Source organism: Streptomyces javensis, from assembly GCF_039525925.1.
Taxonomy (GTDB): Bacteria; Actinomycetota; Actinomycetes; order Streptomycetales; family Streptomycetaceae; genus Streptomyces; species Streptomyces asiaticus.
In genome coordinates this window covers 112,108-127,328 of the sequence record NZ_BAAAIF010000010.1, presented here as the reverse complement: position 1 = coordinate 127,328, position 15,221 = coordinate 112,108, and the positions used below count along the sequence as shown (strand labels likewise).

Below are 15,221 nucleotides of genomic sequence, written 5' to 3'. Positions count from 1 at the left end.
CAGAGGGGTTGCGGGGGGATGTCACTTTTCGGTATCGGAATGTGACGCAGAGTCGACGTCGGGGTCGACGTCGGGGTCGGCGTCGATCTCGGCGTCCATGTCGTCGAAGACGCGCTGGGCGGTGGCGAAGGCCGAGTTGGCCGCCGGGACGCCGCAGTAGATCGCGGACTGGAGCAGCACCTCGCCGATCTCGTCACGGGTGAGCCCGTTGGTGAGCGCGGCCCGGATGTGCATGGCCAGTTCGGCGTCATGGCCGTGGGCGATCAGCGCGGTGAGGGTGATACAGCTGCGGGTCCGCCGGTCCAGCCCGTCGCCGGTCCAGATCTCGCCCCAGGCGTAGCGGGTGATGAAGTCCTGAAAGCGGGCGGTGAACGGGGTCGTCCGGGCCACCGCGCGATCCACGTGCGCGTCCCCGAGGACGGCCCGGCGCACGGCCATTCCGGCGGCGTGGCGTGCGGCGTCGTCCCGTGGTCGCGACGGCGCTGGGCCGTTGAGGTGGGTGAGCAGCGCCCCGGTCACCGCCTCCGGCCGCTCCACGCCCGCCAGATGTGCCGCCCCGGCGACCTCCAGCAGGCTCGCGCCGGGCACCGCGTCGGCGATCCGGCGGGCGTGGGAGGGCGGGGTCGCGGGGTCGTCGCGACCGGCGACGACGAGGGTGGGCGCGGTGATCTTCTCCAGGTCGGCCGTCATGTCGTACGCGGCGAGAACGTCGCAGCAGGCGGCGTAGCCCGCGCGGTCGGTGGCCCGCAGATCCTCGATCAGCGCGGCGCCGACGGGTGTGCGGGCGAAGTCGTGCGAGAACCAGGTGCCGGGGCGGCTCGCCACCATCGCCTCCGTCCCCTCGGCCCGTACGAGCGCGGCCCGCTCACGCCAGACGGCGGGGTCGCCGAACCGGGCCGAGGAGCAGACGACGGAGAGGCGGCTGATCCGGTCGGGGTGGTGTGCGGCGAGATGCAGCCCGACAGCGCCACCGATCGAGATCCCCGCGTACGCGAACCGCTCCCACCCCTGCTCGTCGGCGAGCCGCAGCACGAGGGCGGCGAGATCGCCGATGGTGGCCGAGCCGTCGGAGGGCAGCAGCGCGGCGGGGGAGCCGCCGTGGCCGGGCAGATCCCAGCGCAGTACGCGGTGGCCTCGGGCGAGCGCGGGGAGCTGGGGCTCCCAGACGGCGAGGGAGGTGCCGATGGAGGGGCCGAGGATGAGGGGCGGGGCGGTGGGGGGTCCGGTGAGGTCGTGGTGCGGTGGGGTGGTGGTCATGGGGCGGGCGCTCCGATGGGGGCTGGGATGTGGCGTGGTCTGGGGTTGGGGCTGTGGGCGGGGGTTGGTGGCCGGGTGCGGGCCGGTGGTTGTTCCCCGCCCCGCCCCTTCCCGAACCAGGAGCTCCGCCCCTGGACCGCGGGCGTCACCGGCATGTCCAGCCCGTCCGGCGCCCGCACCAGGGGCCCCGCCCCTGGACCCCGGGCGTCGTCGGTATGTCCAGCCCCTCCGGCGCCTGAGCCAGGGGCTGTGCCTCTGGACTCCGGGCGTCGTCGGTATGTCCAGCCTCTCCGGCGCCTGAGCCAGGGGCTGTGCCTCTGGGCCGCGGGCGTCGTCGGTATGATCCAGCCTCTCCGGCGCCCGAACCAGGGGCTGTGCCCCTGGACTCCGGGCGTCGTCGGTATGTCCAGCCCCTCCGGCGATTGAGGAGCGGGGTCCGGGGCGGAGGCCCGGTGGGGGTGAGGGGGCGGAGCCCCCTCTTTGGGGGTCCGGGGGTGTCCTCCGGTTCGGGAAGGGGCGGGGTGGGGACCAGACCGCCGGAGGCGTTCACGCATCGCGGGTCAGGGCGCGGTCCACCAGGGCGGGGGCCGCGCCCACATACGCGCTCGGGTCCATCAGCTCGCGCAGGCGATGCGGCGGCAGGACGCCCGACAGCGCTTCGGCCAACCCCGCGCCCTCCTTCGCCGCCTCCGCCAGGAGTTCCTTCGCACGGGCCCGCCCAAGCTCCGGCGCAAGCGCCGCGATAAGGCGTTCGCTGACGATCAGACCATCCGTCAGCCCCAGGTTCGCGGCCATCCGGTCCGGGAAGACCCGCAGCCCGGAGGCGAGTTCCGCGCCATCGCGGGCGGCCCCGCCCGCGAGCCGCAACAGCTCCCGCAGCGGCTGCCACTCCGCATGCCACGCCCCGCCCGGACGCTCGTCCTCCGCGGCGAGCGAGCCGAGCAAGGCGGCGGCATGCCCCGGGGCCTGACGGGCCGCGGCGGCCATCAACGTGGCACGCACCGGGTTCGACTTATGGGGCATCGCGGACGAGCCACCCCCCGCTCCCTCCGCGACCTCACCGATCTCCGTCCGCGAGAGCACCAGCACATCCGCCGCCACCTTCCCCAGCGCCCCCACGGCGAAGGCGAGCGCGGTGCCCAGGTCGACCACGGGGGCGCGCAGGGTGTGCCACGGCAGTTCGGGCTCGGCGAGCCCGGTCTCCTCGGCGAACCGGCCCAGCAGCGGAACCCCGCCGTCGAAGGCGGCCAACGTGCCCGCCGCGCCGCCCAGTTGGGCGGGCGGCCGCAGCGCCGCGAGCCGGTCGCGGGCGTCCAGGACCAGCGCTCGCCAGCCCGCAGCCTTCAGCCCGAAGGTGGTGGGCACGGCGTGCTGGGTGAGGGTGCGGCCGGGCATCGGGGTGTCGCGGTGCGCGGCGGCGAGCCGTGCCAGCTCCGCCGCCGTACGCTCCAGATCGGCCACGATCAGCGGCAGCGCCCGCGCGGCCACCAGCATCGCGGCCGTGTCCACGATGTCCTGGCTGGTCGCGCCCCGGTGGACGTACGACGCGGCCTCGGCGTCCGTACGGGCCACCGCCGCCGTGAGATCGGCGACCAGCGGGATGACCGGGTTGCCCCCGGAGCGGGCGCGCAGCGCCAGCTCGCGTACGTCGTACAGCTCGACGCGGGCCGCGCCCGCCACCGCCTCCGCCGCCCCGGCCGGTGCCACCACCCGCGCCAGCGCGGCCTCGGCGTCCAGCATGGCCTGGAGGAACGCCGTGTCGCCCGTGGCGGCCGCCACCGCCGACCCGGTCCGCACCGGGGACAGCAGCCCCACGTCGTCGCCGTCGGAAGTACCAGGACCAGCGGAACCAGTACCAGGACTAGCGGAACTCAAGGAAAACCGTCTCCCCTTCGCCCTGTAGCCGGATGTCGAAGCGATAGGTCCCCGGCGGGGACACCGCCGTCGCCACCAGCGTCTCGCGGCGCGCCGGATCCAGCGAGGTGAGCAGCGGGTCGGCGGCGTTGGCCTCGGCGTTCTCGGGGAAGTACACGCGGGTGAAGAGGTGGTGCAGCAGCCCCCGGGCGTGGACGCACACGCTGATGTACGGCGCGGCGGGCGCGGCCGGGCCGCCGGGCGGCAGCGTACGGGCCGTCCAGTGGCCGTCCGCGTCGGTGGCGATGCGGCCGAAGCCGGTGAAGTCCACACCGTTGCGGCCGAGGAAGCCGCCGGTCACCGGGTCGCGCCGCATCGACCCGCCCGCTCCGGCGAGCGAGCCGTCCGGGCCCGCCTGCCACAGCTCCACCAGCGCGTCCGGGACGGGGGTGCCCTCGCCGTCGCGGACATGGCCGTGGAGCGTGATGGCACCGGGGTGGCCCGCCGGGGCCAGATCGCCGCCGCCGGGGAAGGGCAGGGCGTAGCCGTAGAAGGGGCCCACGGTGTGGGAGGGGGTGGGCGCGAGTGTCCCGGCGGGTGCCGGTCCTTCGGCGGGTGCGAGTCCCCGCGTCGGTACAAGCCTCTCGCTCATCAGCGGCCCTCCTCGATCCACGTGGCGGACGGCCCGTCCAGCACGATGTCCCAGCGGTAGCCCAGCGACCACTCCGGCCGCGACAGCGCGTGGTCGTAACGGGCGACCAGCCGCTGCCGCGCCGAGTCGTCCGTCACCGACTGGAGGATCGGGTCGTAGGCGAAGAGCGGATCGCCGGGGAAGTACATCTGGGTGACCAGCCGCTGGGTGAACGCCGCGCCGAAGACGGAGAAGTGCAGATGCGCCGGGCGCCAGGCGTTCTCGTGGTTGCGCCACGGATACGCGCCCGGCTTGATGGTGGTGAAGTGGTACGAACCATCGTCGCCGGTCAACGTCCGCCCCACACCGGTGAAGTTGGGGTCGAGCGGCGCCGGGTGCTGATCGCGCAGATGGGCGTAGCGGCCGGACGCGTTGGCCTGCCACAGCTCGATGAGCTGCCCCCGGACGGGGCGGCCCCGGCTGTCCAGGAGCCGCCCGGAGACGGTGATCCGCTCGCCGAGCGGCTCGCCCTGGTGCTGCACGGTGAGGTCGTTGTCGATCGCGGTGATGTCGGTGTGGCCGAAGACCGGGGTGTGCAGCTCCACGGTCTCCGGGTCGCCGTGCACCGCGACCAGCGGCTGCTTGGGGTGGCGCAGCACACTGCTGCGGTACGGGGGGAAGTCGCGCGGCGGGTGGTCGGCGGCGGGAGCCCCCTCGGCGCGCGCCTTGTCGTACGCCTCCCGTATCTGCGCGAGTTCGCTGTCGATGTCGGACTGGGTGAGAGCCATGTCTGCCGTCAGCCTTACCTTTCCAGCCGTTGCCGTTGCCGTTGCCGTTGCGGGGTTACCTCTCCAGGACGAGGGCGAGGCCCTGTCCGACGCCGATGCACAGGGTGGCCAGGCCCGTCCCCGAGCCGCGGGCGGCGAGCTGATGGGCGACGGCCCCGGCGAGCCGGGCCCCGGACGCGCCGAGCGGATGGCCGATGGCGATGGCGCCGCCGCGCGGGTTGACGGTGTCGGGGTTCAGGTCAGGCCATTCGGCGAGGCAGCCCAGCACCTGCGCGGCGAACGCCTCGTTGAGTTCGAGGGTGGCCAGATCGGCGAACGAGCGGCCCGCCTTGGCGAGGGCGCGCCGTACGGCCTCCACCGGGCCGAGCCCGAAGTACCGCGGCTCGATTCCGGTGACGGCCGAGGCGCCGATCCGGGCCAGTGGCTCGCGTCCGGTGGCCTTCAGCCCCTCCTCGTCGACGAGCAGCAGCGCGGCCGCGCCGTCGTTGAGGGGTGAGGAGTTGCCCGCGGTGACGGTGCCGCCGGGCTTGCGGAAGGCGGGCTTGAGCTTGGCCAGGGCCTCGGTCGAGGTGGAGTCGCGGATGGACTCGTCGCGGAGCAGGTCGGTGTCCGGATACGGCAGCACCTCGGCCTCGTAGGCCCCGTCCTTCCACGCCCGCGCCGCCTTCTCATGGCTGGCGAGCGCGAACGCGTCCTGTGCCTCGCGGGTGATGCCGTGCTTGTCGGCGATCAGCTCGGCGCCCTCGCCGAGGGCGACGGTCCACTCCGGCGGCATGTCCGGGTTGGTCATCCGCCAGCCGAGGGTCGTGGAGTACATCTGCTGATGCCCGGCGGGGAAGGCGCGCTCGGGCTTGGGCAGCACCCAGGGGGCGCGGCTCATCGACTCCACGCCGCCCGCGAGCGCGATGTGCGCGTCGCCGACCGCGATGGCGCGGGCGGCCTGGAGCACGGCCTCCAGGCCCGAGGCGCAGAGCCGGTTGACGGTCGCGCCGGGCACGGTGACGGGCAGCCCGGCCAGCAGCACGGCCATGCGGGCGACATCGCGGTTCTCCTCGCCCGCGCCGTTGGCGTTGCCGAAGTAGACGTCGTCGATGCGCGCCGGGTCCAGGTCGGGGGTGCGGGCGAGCAGGCCGCGCACCACATGGGCGGCCAGGTCGTCGGGGCGCACCCCGGACAGGGCGCCGCCGTATTTGCCGATGGGGGTGCGGACGGCGTCGACGATATAGACATCACGCAGGGCGGTCATCATGCGTCCTTTCCGGCGGCCTTCAGGGCGCGCAGCGCGGCCAGCTCGTCAGAAGTGGGCGGCTCGGTGGTGCCCACGGTGTCGGCGACGGTCAGCTCCCAGCCGGTGGCGGCCCGCACCCGCTCCACGGTGACGCCGGGGTGGACTTCGGTGAGCACCAGCTCGGCGGTGGCCGGGTCGGGGCGCAGAATGCCCAGGTCGGTGATGACGGCGGTGGGACCGGCGCCCGGCATGCCGAGCTTCTTACGGTCGCCGGGGCCGCCGCCGTGGCCCAGGGTCGTCACGAAGTCCAGCCGCTTCACGAAGCTGCGGGTGGAGTGGCGCAGCACCATGAGCACCTTGCCGCAATTGGAGGCGATCTCGGGGGCGCCGCCGGCGCCGGGGAGGCGGCCCTCGGGCTTGTCGGGGCCGCGGGCCACGACGGTCGTGTTGATGTTGGCGTAAGCGTCGACCTGGGCGGCGCCGAGGAAGCCGACGTCGATCCGGCCGCCCTGGAGCCAGTAGTTGAACATCTCCGGCACCGGGACCACCGCGTCGGCCGTCTCGGCGAGCTCGCCGTCGCCGATGGACAGCGGGAGCCGGGTGGGCTTGGAGCCGATGGTGCCCGACTCGTAGATGAGCACGAGGTGGGGGTTGACGGTGGCGCGGGCCAGGTTGGCGGCGGTGCTGGGGAGGCCGATGCCGACGAAGCAGGTGGTGGCGTCGGCGAGCGCGCGGGCGGCGTTGACCTCCATCAGCTCGTCGGATGTGAAGTCCGTCGTCCCGGCGGGGGTGGCGGTCATCGGGTGAGGGCTCCCTCGCTGTCGCGCACGTCGCTGTTGCGCACGTTGTCCTCGATCCACGTCAAGAACGCCTCGCGGTCGCGGGCGATCGCGTCCCATGCCTGGTAGAAGTCGTTGTCGCGGGTCGAGTACCCGGTGGCGTAGGAGGGGTGGGCGCCGCCGGGGACGACGGACACCGCGTCGATCACCCACGTCGGCAGGACGATCCCGCCGGGGCGTGGCGTGAGCTCCTCCACGATCTCCTCCACGGTCACCAGCACCCGGTCCGCCGCGAGCGCCGCCTCCTTCTGCACCCCGGTCAGCCCCCACATCTGCACATTGCCGGCGCGGTCGGCCTGCTGGGCGTGGATGACGGTGACGTCCGGGTTGAGCGCGGCGACGGCGGCCAGCTCCTCCCCGGTGAAGGGGCAGACGACGGTGGAGACGGTGTCCGTACGGGTCGGGATGTCGCTGCCGCGATAGCCGCGCAACACGGCGAACGGCAGCTTGGAGGCGCCCGCCACATAGCGGTTCGCCATGCCCGCGTGGCTGTGCTCGTCCAGCTCCAGCGGCCGCGGCCAGCCGTTCTCGACGGCGTCACGGAAGCGGTGCAGCGAACCCACGCCGGGGTTGCCGCCCCAGGAGAACACCAGCTTGCGGACGAGTCCGGCGCCGATGAGCTGGTCGTAGATGACGTCCGGGGTCATCCGGACGAGGGTCAGATCGGTGCTGCCCTGACGGATGACCTCGTGCGCGGCGGCGTACGGGATCAGGTGGGTGAATCCCTCCATCGCGACGGTGTCCCCGTTGTGGACGAGGTCCGCCACGGCGTCCTGGAGGCTTCGGATGTCGGCCATCGTCACTCCGCGGGTTCGGGATGCTCAGTGTGCTGACTAATGTGGTGTTGGTTTCGCACGGTGCCATTGGCTGGTGCGCCCGTCAAGGGAGTCTAGGTCGTATGTCGGCCTCTCGACATAGGGCCTTCCACAGGGCAGAATCACTCAGTACACGGACTAATGAGCAATCCAGTCAGCAATCGAGCAACGCGGCGATGCGGCAATCGAGTGGCGGGGAAGCCGGGAGGCACGGCATGGGCGGCGCGGTCGATCTGAACACGCACCCCGGGCATCTGGCCCGCCGCTTCCAGCAGGCGCACTCCCTGCTGTGGGGCGCGATGGTCTCCGAGGAGACCACCTCGCCGCAGTTCGCGGTGGTCAACGCGCTGATCGAGAAGCCGGAGATCGACCAGCGGACGCTGAGCGAACACGTCCACCTCGACCGCTCCACCATCGCCGACCTGGTCGCCCGGCTGGCCCGGCGCGGCCTGCTGGAGCGGGTGCGCGACCCGAACGACGGCCGCCGTAACGTCCTGCGGCTGACGGAGGAGGGCATCCGGCTCCACCGGAAGCTGGTCACCCGGACATCCCGGATGAACCGGGTCTTCCTGGCCCCGCTGGACGAGACGGAGCGGGAGACCCTGCTGCGCCTGATCGCCCGGGTCGCGGACGCGGCGGAGGAACTGCGGGCGTAGGCGCGCGGGGCGCGCGGGGCGCGCGAGGGGCGGGGGCCCCACGGGGTTTCCCCTGCTCAGCGACCCCGGGGAGCGGGCGTGTCGGATGACCAGGCGGTCAGGAAATCGTCGATCAGAGGGTTGGCCTCGGCCGAGCGGGTCGCCAGGACGACGCGGACCGGGTCGATGCCCTCGATGGGCACGGTGGTCAGGCCGGGGCGCAGTTGGGGCCGCCGGTCGCCGGCGGCCAGGATCAATACCGTCCGCTCCTCGGCCACAAGGTCGAGCTTGTCCTCGAACGATTCGTAGTCGATCGGCGCGCTGCGTACCGGAACGCCATCCGGGCGCGGCTCCAGGCGGGCGAAATCGCTCCATTGCGGGACCGCGCTCGGGCATTGCGGCAGAACCTCTTCGCCGAGGTCGTCGACGGTCACCGACTCCTTTCCGGCCAGACGGTGCTCTGTGGAGACGACCAGAACCCGTGGCTCGGTCCACAGCTCGGTGAGGCGCAGCCGGTCGGCGGGGAAGGGCAGCGGGGCGCGGGCGACCAGGGCGTCCACACGGCGGTCGGTGAGGGCGTGGGCGTCGTTCCACTCCAGGTGGCGGGTGCGGATGCGGGCCGTGGGGTGTCGGTGCCGCAACCGGCGTACGGCGTGCGTGATGACCAGGTCCTCGACGTACCCGATGGTGAACTCGCGCGGGGTGGCGCCGTCGCGGGCGGTGAGCTCGGCTTGATGGGCTGCTTGGAGCAGCGCCTGAGCCTGCGGCAGAAAGGCGCGACCGGCTTCCGTGAGCCGGCTGCCCTGTGGGGTGCGGTCGAAGAGGCGTACGCCCAGGTGTTCCTCGAGGCGCTGGATCTGGCGGCTCAGGGACGGCTGCGCGACGTGCAGCACCGAGGCGGCGCGGCTGAAGTTGGCGTGCTCTGCCACGACCGTGAAGTAGCCGACGAGCCGCAGGTCGAGGTCCGATCCGGGAACGCGCACGCTTCGAGCGTACCAATATGCGTTGGGCGCATGACGGGTTGCGGATCAGGTCTTGGACGCCGTCGCCGGTCCGGGATTTGAATCGAGGCATGGAAAAGCACAAGTACAACGGAAAGCGCGCCCTCATCACCGGTGGCAGTAGCGGAATCGGCCTGTCGATCGCACGTCACCTGGCGGCCGGGGGCGCTCAGGTAATGGTCACGGGGCGCAATGAAGCTCCGCTCGAAGCGGCGGCGAAAGAGGGGCTGGTCGCGGTTCGCAGCGACGCCTGCTCAAAAGCCGACATCGATGCCCTGGCGGGGAAGGTCGAGGAGGCGTTCGGCCAACTGGACGCGGTGTTCCTGAATGCGGGCATCACCGACTCGACGCCGTTCGAGGCGACGACGGAGCAGACGTACGATGCCATTTTCGCGGCCAACACCAAGGGACCCTACTTCACCTTGCAGCGGCTGCTTCCGCTGCTTGCCGAGGGCAGCGGCGTGGTGCTGACCACCTCGGTCTCGAACGTGCTGGGGCAGTCGGACCACGGTGTCTACGCGGCGAGCAAGGCGGCCCTCCGGTCGATGGCGCGAACCTGGGCTCGTGAATTGCTGCCGCGCGGCATACGTGTCAACGCGGTGAGCCCTGGGCCGATCGACACGGGCATTCTGCACAAGCACCTGCCCGCAGAGGTGGCGGATGAAATGGTGGCGGGATTCGCCGCCCAGATCCCGATGCTGCGGATAGGGAATCCGGAGGAGGTCGCGCGTGCCGCCATTTTCCTCGCCTTCGACGCGACCTACACCACGGGCGCCGAACTCGCGGTGGACGGTGGCGGCACCCAATTGTGACGCCACCCGTTCGAACACCGCTCAGAATTGGGCGGTGTTCCCGTTCGACCTCGGTGTCGGACGTGGTCTGGTGCCGATGATGACCGTGGCGTCCAACTCGTCGCATTCGGCCAGCCGTGGCTCCAGCCCACCGTCCGTCACGATGGCCATCGCCGTGGCCGCCTGCCGGTCGCTCGTCTCGAAGAGCAGCGAGCCGCCCAGGGTCAGCCAGCCACCCGCCCCGGCGGTCACCCGGCGCAGGACGTCCAGCCCGTCCGCGCCGCCGTCCAGCGCCACCCGCGCCTCGTGGACCCGGGCCTCCGGCGGCAGCAGCCCGACCTCCTCGGTGGGCACGTACGGGACGTTGGCCAGCAGGAGGTCCACGCGGCCGCGCAGCGCGGCGGGCAGCGGTTCGTAGAGGTCGCCCGCGTACACCGTGCCGCCCGCCGCCCCGACATTGCGCCGCGCGCAGCGCACCGCGACCGGGTCGATATCGGTCGCGTACAGCTCCACCCCGCCCAGGGCCGAGGCCAGCGCGGCGCCCAGCGCGCCCGAGCCGCAGCACAGATCGACCACGACGGCCCCGGACCGGGCCAGCGGTACGGCCTGCTCCACCAGGAACTCGGTGCGCCGGCGCGGTACGAAGACCCCGGGGTCGATGGATATGCGAAGCCCCCGGAAGTCCGCCCAGCCGAGGACGTGCTCCAGCGGCAGCCCGGCGGCGCGCCGGTCCACCATGGCGTCGATCTCGGCCGGAACGTGGCCCGCGGAAAGGATCAGCCGCGCCTCGTCCTCGGCGAACACGCACCCGGCGGCGCGGAGCCTGGTGACGACGGCGGAAAAGGTGACAAGTGAAGATGGAGAAGCCGACATGGAGCCCGGAAAACCTTTCGGGATGCCTGGGGCGCTCCCGCCGGTCGGCTATGCCGCGTCGTACGTCACGGCGACCGCACGGCCGTCAAGGGCGAGCACCCAGCCTGAACTGGCGTTGATGGGTCTCACCTCCTCGGCGCGTACGGGGGTGTACGGGTGTGGCCACATTACCCGATGTCCCGGCGCCGTGGCGGTCACGATGCAGCCGGGGCAGCCGAGGTATCCGGGGCAGCCGGGCCGTCCGAGGTATCCGATGCGGCCGGGCCGGCCGGGCCGGCCGGGGCATCCGGGGCGCGGAAGGTGCGCCGGTACGCCGACGGGGCGACCCCCGCCTCCGCTGCCAGATGCCGCCGCAGCGAGGTCGCGGTGGCGAAGCCGACCTCGTGGGCGACCCGTTCCACCGGAAGGTCGCTGGACTCCAGCAGGTGCCGCGCCCGCCGCAGCCGCTGCTGGGTCAGCCAGCGGCCGGGGCTCAGACCGGTCTCCTCCCGGAAGCGCCGGGCGAAGGTACGGGTGCTCATCGCCGCGTGCGCGGCCAACTCGTCCAGCGAGAGCGGGAGTTCCAGCCGTCGCAGTGCCCAGTCGCGGGTCGGCCCGGTGCCGGTGTCGCCCGTCGGCGGCAGCGGCCGCTCGATGTACTGCGCCTGCCCGCCGTCCCGGTACGGCGGCACGACGCAGCAGCGGGCGACCTGGTTGGCCACCTCGCTTCCGTGGTCCCGGCGCACCAGGTGCAGGCAGACGTCGATACCGCTCGCCGCCCCGGCGGAGGTCAGCACGTCACCGTGGTCGACGAAGAGCACACCGGCGTCGAGCTCGACCCGGGGGAACAGCTCCCGGAAGTGGTCGGTGAGCGCCCAGTGGGTGGTGGCCCGGCGCCCGTCCAGGAGACCGGCGGCGGCCAGGAGGAAGGCGCCGGTGCAGATGGACACCAGACGGGCGCCGGGGCGGACGCGGGCCAGGGCGGCGAGGGCCTGCGGGTCCGGGGTGGCGGCCGAGGCCCGGGAGATCGCGTACGGAGGGATGACCACGGTGTCCGCCTCGGCCAGCACCTCGGGACCGTGCCCGGGGGTGACGGTCAGATCCGAGTCGGTACGCACGGGCCGCCCGTCCGCGCTCGCGGACAGCACCTCGTAGCGGCCGTCGGCGGACCCCAGGACCCGGTGCGGGATGCCGAGTTCGAAGGGATAGACGCCGTCGAGGGCGAGGACGACGACCTTGTGGGCGCCGGGCCGGGGGCCCGGGTGCATCAGACGGTCCAGTCCGGCCGCGCGGTCGGCGAGGTCACGGGCCCGGGAGGGCGCGGTGGACGTGTCGGATGTGTCGGACGCGGTGGACGTGTCGGACGTGTCGAACGCGGTGGACGCGGGGCGGGGGCCGGGGGTGCCGGGAGGGCCGGGGGTGTCGAGGGCACTGGGAACGCGGCGGGCGGCAGGGGCGATGGGCATGGCAGGAATGTATCGGAAGCTGACCTTCTGGCCATCGTCCCGGGCCGGACCGTACGGCCAGGATCGAGGTATGACTTCGACGGACACCCCTGAAAACCCCGACGCCCCGAGCCCGGACGCCGCCCCGGACGCCGCCCCCGTGATGCTCGCCCTGCACCAGACGGCCCTCGGCGGTCCCGAGGTCCTGCGGCTGACCGAGCTTCCGCGGCCCGCGCCCGGCCTCGGGGAGATCCTCGTCGCCGTGCACGCGGCCGGGCTCAACCCCACGGACTTCAAGCACCGCGCCATGAGTAGGTTCCTGCCGCCCCCGCCGCTGACCCTCGGCTGGGACGTCTCCGGGACCGTGGTGGAGACCGGCTTCGGCGTCACCCTCTTCCAGCCCGGTGACGAGGTCTTCGGCATGCTGCCCTACCCGTACGGGGTCGGCTCCCACGCCGAGTACGTGACCGGCCCCACCCGCGCCTTCGCCGCCAAGCCCGCCGGGATCGACCACGTCCAGGCGGCCGCTCTGCCACTGGCCGCGCTCACCGCCTGGCAGGCCCTCGTCGATACCGCGGACCTCCGGGCCGGGCAGCGGGTGCTGATCCACGCCGCGGCCGGCGGTGTCGGCCATCTCGCCGTACAGATCGCCAAGGAGCGCGGCGCGCACGTCACCGGGACGGCGAGCGCCCCCAAGCACGACTTCCTGCGCGAGCTCGGCGCGGATGCCTGCGTCGACTACCGCTCCGAGGACTTCACGGACACCGACGAGCGCTACGACGTCGTCCTCGACGCCCTCGGAGGGGAGACCGCCACCCGTTCCGTGAGCGTGCTCCGCCCCGGCGGCACCCTCGTCTCCCTGCTGCCGGGCGCCGAGGACACCCGGGCCGCGGCGGAGAAGGCACAGGTCCGCGCCGTCACCCTGCTCGTCGAGCACGACCAGGCCGGGATGCGCGCCATCGCCGAACTCGTCGAGCGGGGCAGGCTCCGCGCCCATGTCTCCGGCACCTTCCCCCTCGCCGAAGGCGCCCGGGCCCATGTCCAGGGGGAGACGGGCCGCACCACGGGCAAGCTGGTCATCACGGTGCGCTGAGGCGGCACGGCTCGAAGGACTCCCGGGCGATCGCGCTCAGCTCGCGAGCGCCTCGTACCGCACCCCCGTCAGCCGCTCGGACGCCGCCCACAGCCCCCGCCCCGCCGCGTCGCCGCGCGTCCACCTGGCGCGGGCCGAGCGGACGGGGGAGCCGCGCCACAGCCCCTGGAGCGGCGGGCCGAAGAAGTCGTCCTGGCGGACGTCCGGGCCGGTCGCCGCGTACAGGACGGGGAGCGTGCCCTGCTCCGGGCTCTGGGCGAAGTAGCGGTTGCCGATCTCCATGAACCGCTCCTTCGCCCGGTGGCCCTCCATCTTCGGCGCGGCGGACATCAGGTTGGTCGCGGCGTAGCCGGGGTGCGCGGCGGCCGCCACCAGGCGGGCGCCCGCGGTGCGCAGCCGCTGGGCGAGCTCGTGGGTGAAGAGGAGATTGGCGGACTTGGAGCGGGCGTAGGCGACCCAACGCCGGTACCCCCGCTCCATGTTCAGGTCGCGCGGATCGACCGTCCCCAGCATGTGCATAAAGCTGGAGACGGTGACCACCCGCGCCCCCGGGCCCGCCTCCAGCAGCTTCGGCAGCAGCAGTCCGGTCAGCGCGAAGTGGCCCAGGTGGTTGACGCCGAACTGCATCTCGAAGCCATCGGCGGTCCTGCGGTGCGGGAGGGCCATCACGCCCGCGTTGTTGATCAGCAGATCGAGCCGGTCGCCCTCGTACTCGGCAGCGAAGGCCCGTACGGATGCCAGATCGGCGAGATCGAGCGGCGCGACCTCCACCCGCGCACCCGGCGCCTGCGCCCCGATCCGCTCAGCGGCCTCGGCCCCACGCCGCTCGCTGCGGCACCCGAGCACCACCCGCGCACCGCGGCGCGCCAACTCCCGGGCGGTGACGAAGCCGAGCCCGCTGTTGGCACCGGTCACGACGGCGGTGCGGCCGGTCTGATCAGGGATGTCGCTCGAGGTCCAGCCCTTCATCACCCGCTCCTTCGCGGTCTGCCGCGTCTGTCACGGCCTGCGCTACGCGCCAGTAGCCCCCTGCGTCCGGCGACAGCCTAAGGGCGGGGTGCCGAAGGCGCGAGGTGTACGGGCCTGCACTCGAACCAGACGTCCTTGCCGCTGGGCGTGGGCAGCGCCGTCCAGCCGGTACATCGTCGCCGAGGCAAATTGTTCGTCCTGGATTCCCTCTATTGGGCACGTGTTGCAGTCGAAGGTTGTGACTTGGGTTTTTATGGTCGACAGCATGCGCCCATGGCACAGAGCAATACGCCCACCATGCGCAGTCGTCGGCTCGGCAATGAGCTGCGTCGACTGCGCATCGAGGCGGCGCTGAAAGTCCAGGACGCCGCTGACGCGTTGGAGTGCGGGCACCCGAAGATCAGCCAGATCGAGAACGGCAAGCGCGGCATCCGGCCGCTGGGTCTGACGGTGCTGTTCAAGCTGTACGGGGTTGAGGACGAGCGCCAGTGCGCGAGCCTGCGGCGGCTGGCGAAGGAAATCCACAAGGTCGATTGGTGGAGCAACCAAGGTCCGGTGCTCCGGGACACAGAGCAGCTACAGCGGCAGCGCGAACAACTGCGTCGAACACGGCATCCTCCCCACCGGCCGTCAGGCCGTCCGCGACACCAAGGACCGCGAGCGCGGCGCGCTGCTCTTCGAGCCGTCCGCCTGGCAGGCGTTCGTGGATGCCGTCCGAGACGGCGAGTTCGGCGGTTAACAGCCTCTGCCGGGGCTGCTCGGGTCGGTCGGGTGCGGCGCCGTCTCGCGCCTTCGGCGCAATTGAGCAACGGCGCGGGAGGACGGGGGCGCGGCGCCATCGCCGTCCACCGGCCGCTGGTGGCCAGGCGGGTGGGCGGCTTCCGTACTCGGCGGCGGGGTTCCGCCGGACTGCGGGCGGTGGGAGGAGATCCCGGTAAGGCCGCGCTCGATCCCGTCCCTCCCGGCACCCCCTCCGAAAAACGCTTGATCTGATGCAACTAATGCATCAACCGATTTCCAGAA

Annotated in this window: 15 protein-coding genes; 4 read left to right on the top strand and 11 right to left on the bottom strand. The window is 72.7% G+C overall.

Going from position 1 to position 15,221, the window contains the following annotated elements; translation table 11 throughout:
* Positions 1-21: 21 nt before the first annotated feature.
* The 7 genes from pcaDC to ABD329_RS12390 all read right to left on the bottom strand — a co-directional run bounded on the left by pcaDC (position 22) and on the right by ABD329_RS12390 (position 7,394).
* The gene (pcaDC, locus tag ABD329_RS12420; RefSeq protein ID WP_344316350.1) at positions 22-1,257 is read right to left on the bottom strand and encodes a bifunctional 3-oxoadipate enol-lactonase/4-carboxymuconolactone decarboxylase PcaDC; all 1,236 of its coding nucleotides are present in this window, start codon (positions 1,255-1,257) and stop codon (positions 22-24) included.
* A gap of 546 nt (positions 1,258-1,803) precedes the next feature.
* Positions 1,804-3,072 carry a 3-carboxy-cis,cis-muconate cycloisomerase gene (gene pcaB, locus ABD329_RS12415; protein ID WP_198280866.1) on the bottom strand — a complete coding sequence of 423 codons (1,269 nt, stop codon included), beginning with the start codon at positions 3,070-3,072 and terminating at the stop codon, positions 1,804-1,806.
* Positions 3,073-3,118: 46 nt separating this feature from the next.
* A complete protein-coding gene (gene pcaG, locus ABD329_RS12410; protein ID WP_214665545.1) occupies positions 3,119-3,763 on the bottom strand; it encodes a protocatechuate 3,4-dioxygenase subunit alpha in 645 nt (214 codons plus the stop codon).
* Positions 3,763-4,530 carry a protocatechuate 3,4-dioxygenase subunit beta gene (gene pcaH / locus ABD329_RS12405; RefSeq protein ID WP_198280867.1) on the bottom strand — a complete coding sequence of 256 codons (768 nt, stop codon included), beginning with the start codon at positions 4,528-4,530 and terminating at the stop codon, positions 3,763-3,765. The genes pcaG and pcaH overlap by 1 nt, the downstream gene beginning before the upstream one ends.
* A gap of 55 nt (positions 4,531-4,585) precedes the next feature.
* A complete protein-coding gene (locus ABD329_RS12400; protein ID WP_198280868.1) occupies positions 4,586-5,779 on the bottom strand; it encodes a thiolase family protein in 1,194 nt (397 codons plus the stop codon).
* Complete coding sequence (locus ABD329_RS12395) at positions 5,776-6,558, bottom strand: CoA-transferase subunit beta (protein WP_198280869.1); 783 nt, start codon at positions 6,556-6,558, stop codon at positions 5,776-5,778. The genes ABD329_RS12400 and ABD329_RS12395 overlap by 4 nt, the downstream gene beginning before the upstream one ends.
* Positions 6,555-7,394, bottom strand: a complete 840-nt coding sequence (locus tag ABD329_RS12390; protein WP_198280870.1) for a CoA transferase subunit A — start codon at positions 7,392-7,394, stop codon at positions 6,555-6,557. The genes ABD329_RS12395 and ABD329_RS12390 overlap by 4 nt, the downstream gene beginning before the upstream one ends.
* 233 nt (positions 7,395-7,627) lie before the next feature.
* Here ABD329_RS12390 and ABD329_RS12385 point away from each other — a divergent pair, with 233 nt between their 5' ends.
* Positions 7,628-8,068 carry a MarR family winged helix-turn-helix transcriptional regulator gene (locus ABD329_RS12385; RefSeq protein WP_198280871.1) on the top strand — a complete coding sequence of 147 codons (441 nt, stop codon included), beginning with the start codon at positions 7,628-7,630 and terminating at the stop codon, positions 8,066-8,068.
* A gap of 56 nt (positions 8,069-8,124) precedes the next feature.
* Here the strand turns inward: ABD329_RS12385 and ABD329_RS12380 are convergent, their stop codons facing one another.
* Positions 8,125-9,030: a LysR family transcriptional regulator gene (locus ABD329_RS12380; protein ID WP_198281728.1), complete on the bottom strand. Its 906-nt coding sequence runs from the start codon at positions 9,028-9,030 to the stop codon at positions 8,125-8,127.
* Between the two features lie 89 nt (positions 9,031-9,119).
* On the opposite strand from ABD329_RS12380, the gene ABD329_RS12375 reads away from it, so the two are divergent.
* Positions 9,120-9,860, top strand: coding sequence for an SDR family oxidoreductase (locus ABD329_RS12375; RefSeq protein ID WP_198281727.1), 741 nt, complete (start codon positions 9,120-9,122; stop codon positions 9,858-9,860).
* Positions 9,861-9,881: 21 nt separating this feature from the next.
* On the opposite strand, the gene ABD329_RS12370 is transcribed toward ABD329_RS12375, so the two are convergent.
* Complete coding sequence (locus ABD329_RS12370; RefSeq protein ID WP_198281726.1) at positions 9,882-10,712, bottom strand: putative protein N(5)-glutamine methyltransferase; 831 nt, start codon at positions 10,710-10,712, stop codon at positions 9,882-9,884.
* A gap of 194 nt (positions 10,713-10,906) precedes the next feature.
* Positions 10,907-11,959, bottom strand: a complete 1,053-nt coding sequence (locus ABD329_RS12365; RefSeq protein ID WP_198281729.1) for a GlxA family transcriptional regulator — start codon at positions 11,957-11,959, stop codon at positions 10,907-10,909.
* A gap of 268 nt (positions 11,960-12,227) precedes the next feature.
* Here ABD329_RS12365 and ABD329_RS12360 point away from each other — a divergent pair, with 268 nt between their 5' ends.
* Positions 12,228-13,229 carry an NADP-dependent oxidoreductase gene (locus ABD329_RS12360; protein WP_344316347.1) on the top strand — a complete coding sequence of 334 codons (1,002 nt, stop codon included), beginning with the start codon at positions 12,228-12,230 and terminating at the stop codon, positions 13,227-13,229.
* Between the two features lie 36 nt (positions 13,230-13,265).
* Here the strand turns inward: ABD329_RS12360 and ABD329_RS12355 are convergent, their stop codons facing one another.
* Complete coding sequence (locus ABD329_RS12355; protein ID WP_344316345.1) at positions 13,266-14,198, bottom strand: oxidoreductase; 933 nt, start codon at positions 14,196-14,198, stop codon at positions 13,266-13,268.
* Positions 14,199-14,471: 273 nt separating this feature from the next.
* Here ABD329_RS12355 and ABD329_RS48210 point away from each other — a divergent pair, with 273 nt between their 5' ends.
* Positions 14,472-15,191 (top strand): helix-turn-helix domain-containing protein, encoded by a 720-nt coding sequence (locus tag ABD329_RS48210; RefSeq protein ID WP_425574321.1) that lies wholly within the window; start codon positions 14,472-14,474, stop codon positions 15,189-15,191.
* Positions 15,192-15,221 lie beyond the last annotated feature (30 nt).

Excerpts from the sequence above, each read along its gene's own strand:
- pcaDC (WP_344316350.1), bottom strand. The coding sequence starts at position 1,257 with ATGACCACCACCCCACCGCACCACGACCTCACCGGACCCCCCACCGCC.
- pcaG (WP_214665545.1), bottom strand. The coding sequence starts at position 3,763 with ATGAGCGAGAGGCTTGTACCGACGCGGGGACTCGCACCCGCCGAAGGA.
- pcaH (WP_198280867.1), bottom strand. The coding sequence starts at position 4,530 with ATGGCTCTCACCCAGTCCGACATCGACAGCGAACTCGCGCAGATACGG.
- ABD329_RS12400 (WP_198280868.1), bottom strand. The coding sequence starts at position 5,779 with ATGATGACCGCCCTGCGTGATGTCTATATCGTCGACGCCGTCCGCACC.
- ABD329_RS12395 (WP_198280869.1), bottom strand. The coding sequence starts at position 6,558 with ATGACCGCCACCCCCGCCGGGACGACGGACTTCACATCCGACGAGCTG.
- ABD329_RS12390 (WP_198280870.1), bottom strand. The coding sequence starts at position 7,394 with ATGGCCGACATCCGAAGCCTCCAGGACGCCGTGGCGGACCTCGTCCAC.
- ABD329_RS12385 (WP_198280871.1), top strand. The coding sequence starts at position 7,628 with ATGGGCGGCGCGGTCGATCTGAACACGCACCCCGGGCATCTGGCCCGC.
- ABD329_RS12375 (WP_198281727.1), top strand. The coding sequence starts at position 9,120 with ATGGAAAAGCACAAGTACAACGGAAAGCGCGCCCTCATCACCGGTGGC.
- ABD329_RS12370 (WP_198281726.1), bottom strand. The coding sequence starts at position 10,712 with ATGTCGGCTTCTCCATCTTCACTTGTCACCTTTTCCGCCGTCGTCACC.
- ABD329_RS12365 (WP_198281729.1), bottom strand. The coding sequence starts at position 11,959 with ATGCACCCGGGCCCCCGGCCCGGCGCCCACAAGGTCGTCGTCCTCGCC.
- ABD329_RS12360 (WP_344316347.1), top strand. The coding sequence starts at position 12,228 with ATGACTTCGACGGACACCCCTGAAAACCCCGACGCCCCGAGCCCGGAC.
- ABD329_RS12355 (WP_344316345.1), bottom strand. The coding sequence starts at position 14,198 with ATGAAGGGCTGGACCTCGAGCGACATCCCTGATCAGACCGGCCGCACC.
- ABD329_RS48210 (WP_425574321.1), top strand. The coding sequence starts at position 14,472 with ATGGCACAGAGCAATACGCCCACCATGCGCAGTCGTCGGCTCGGCAAT.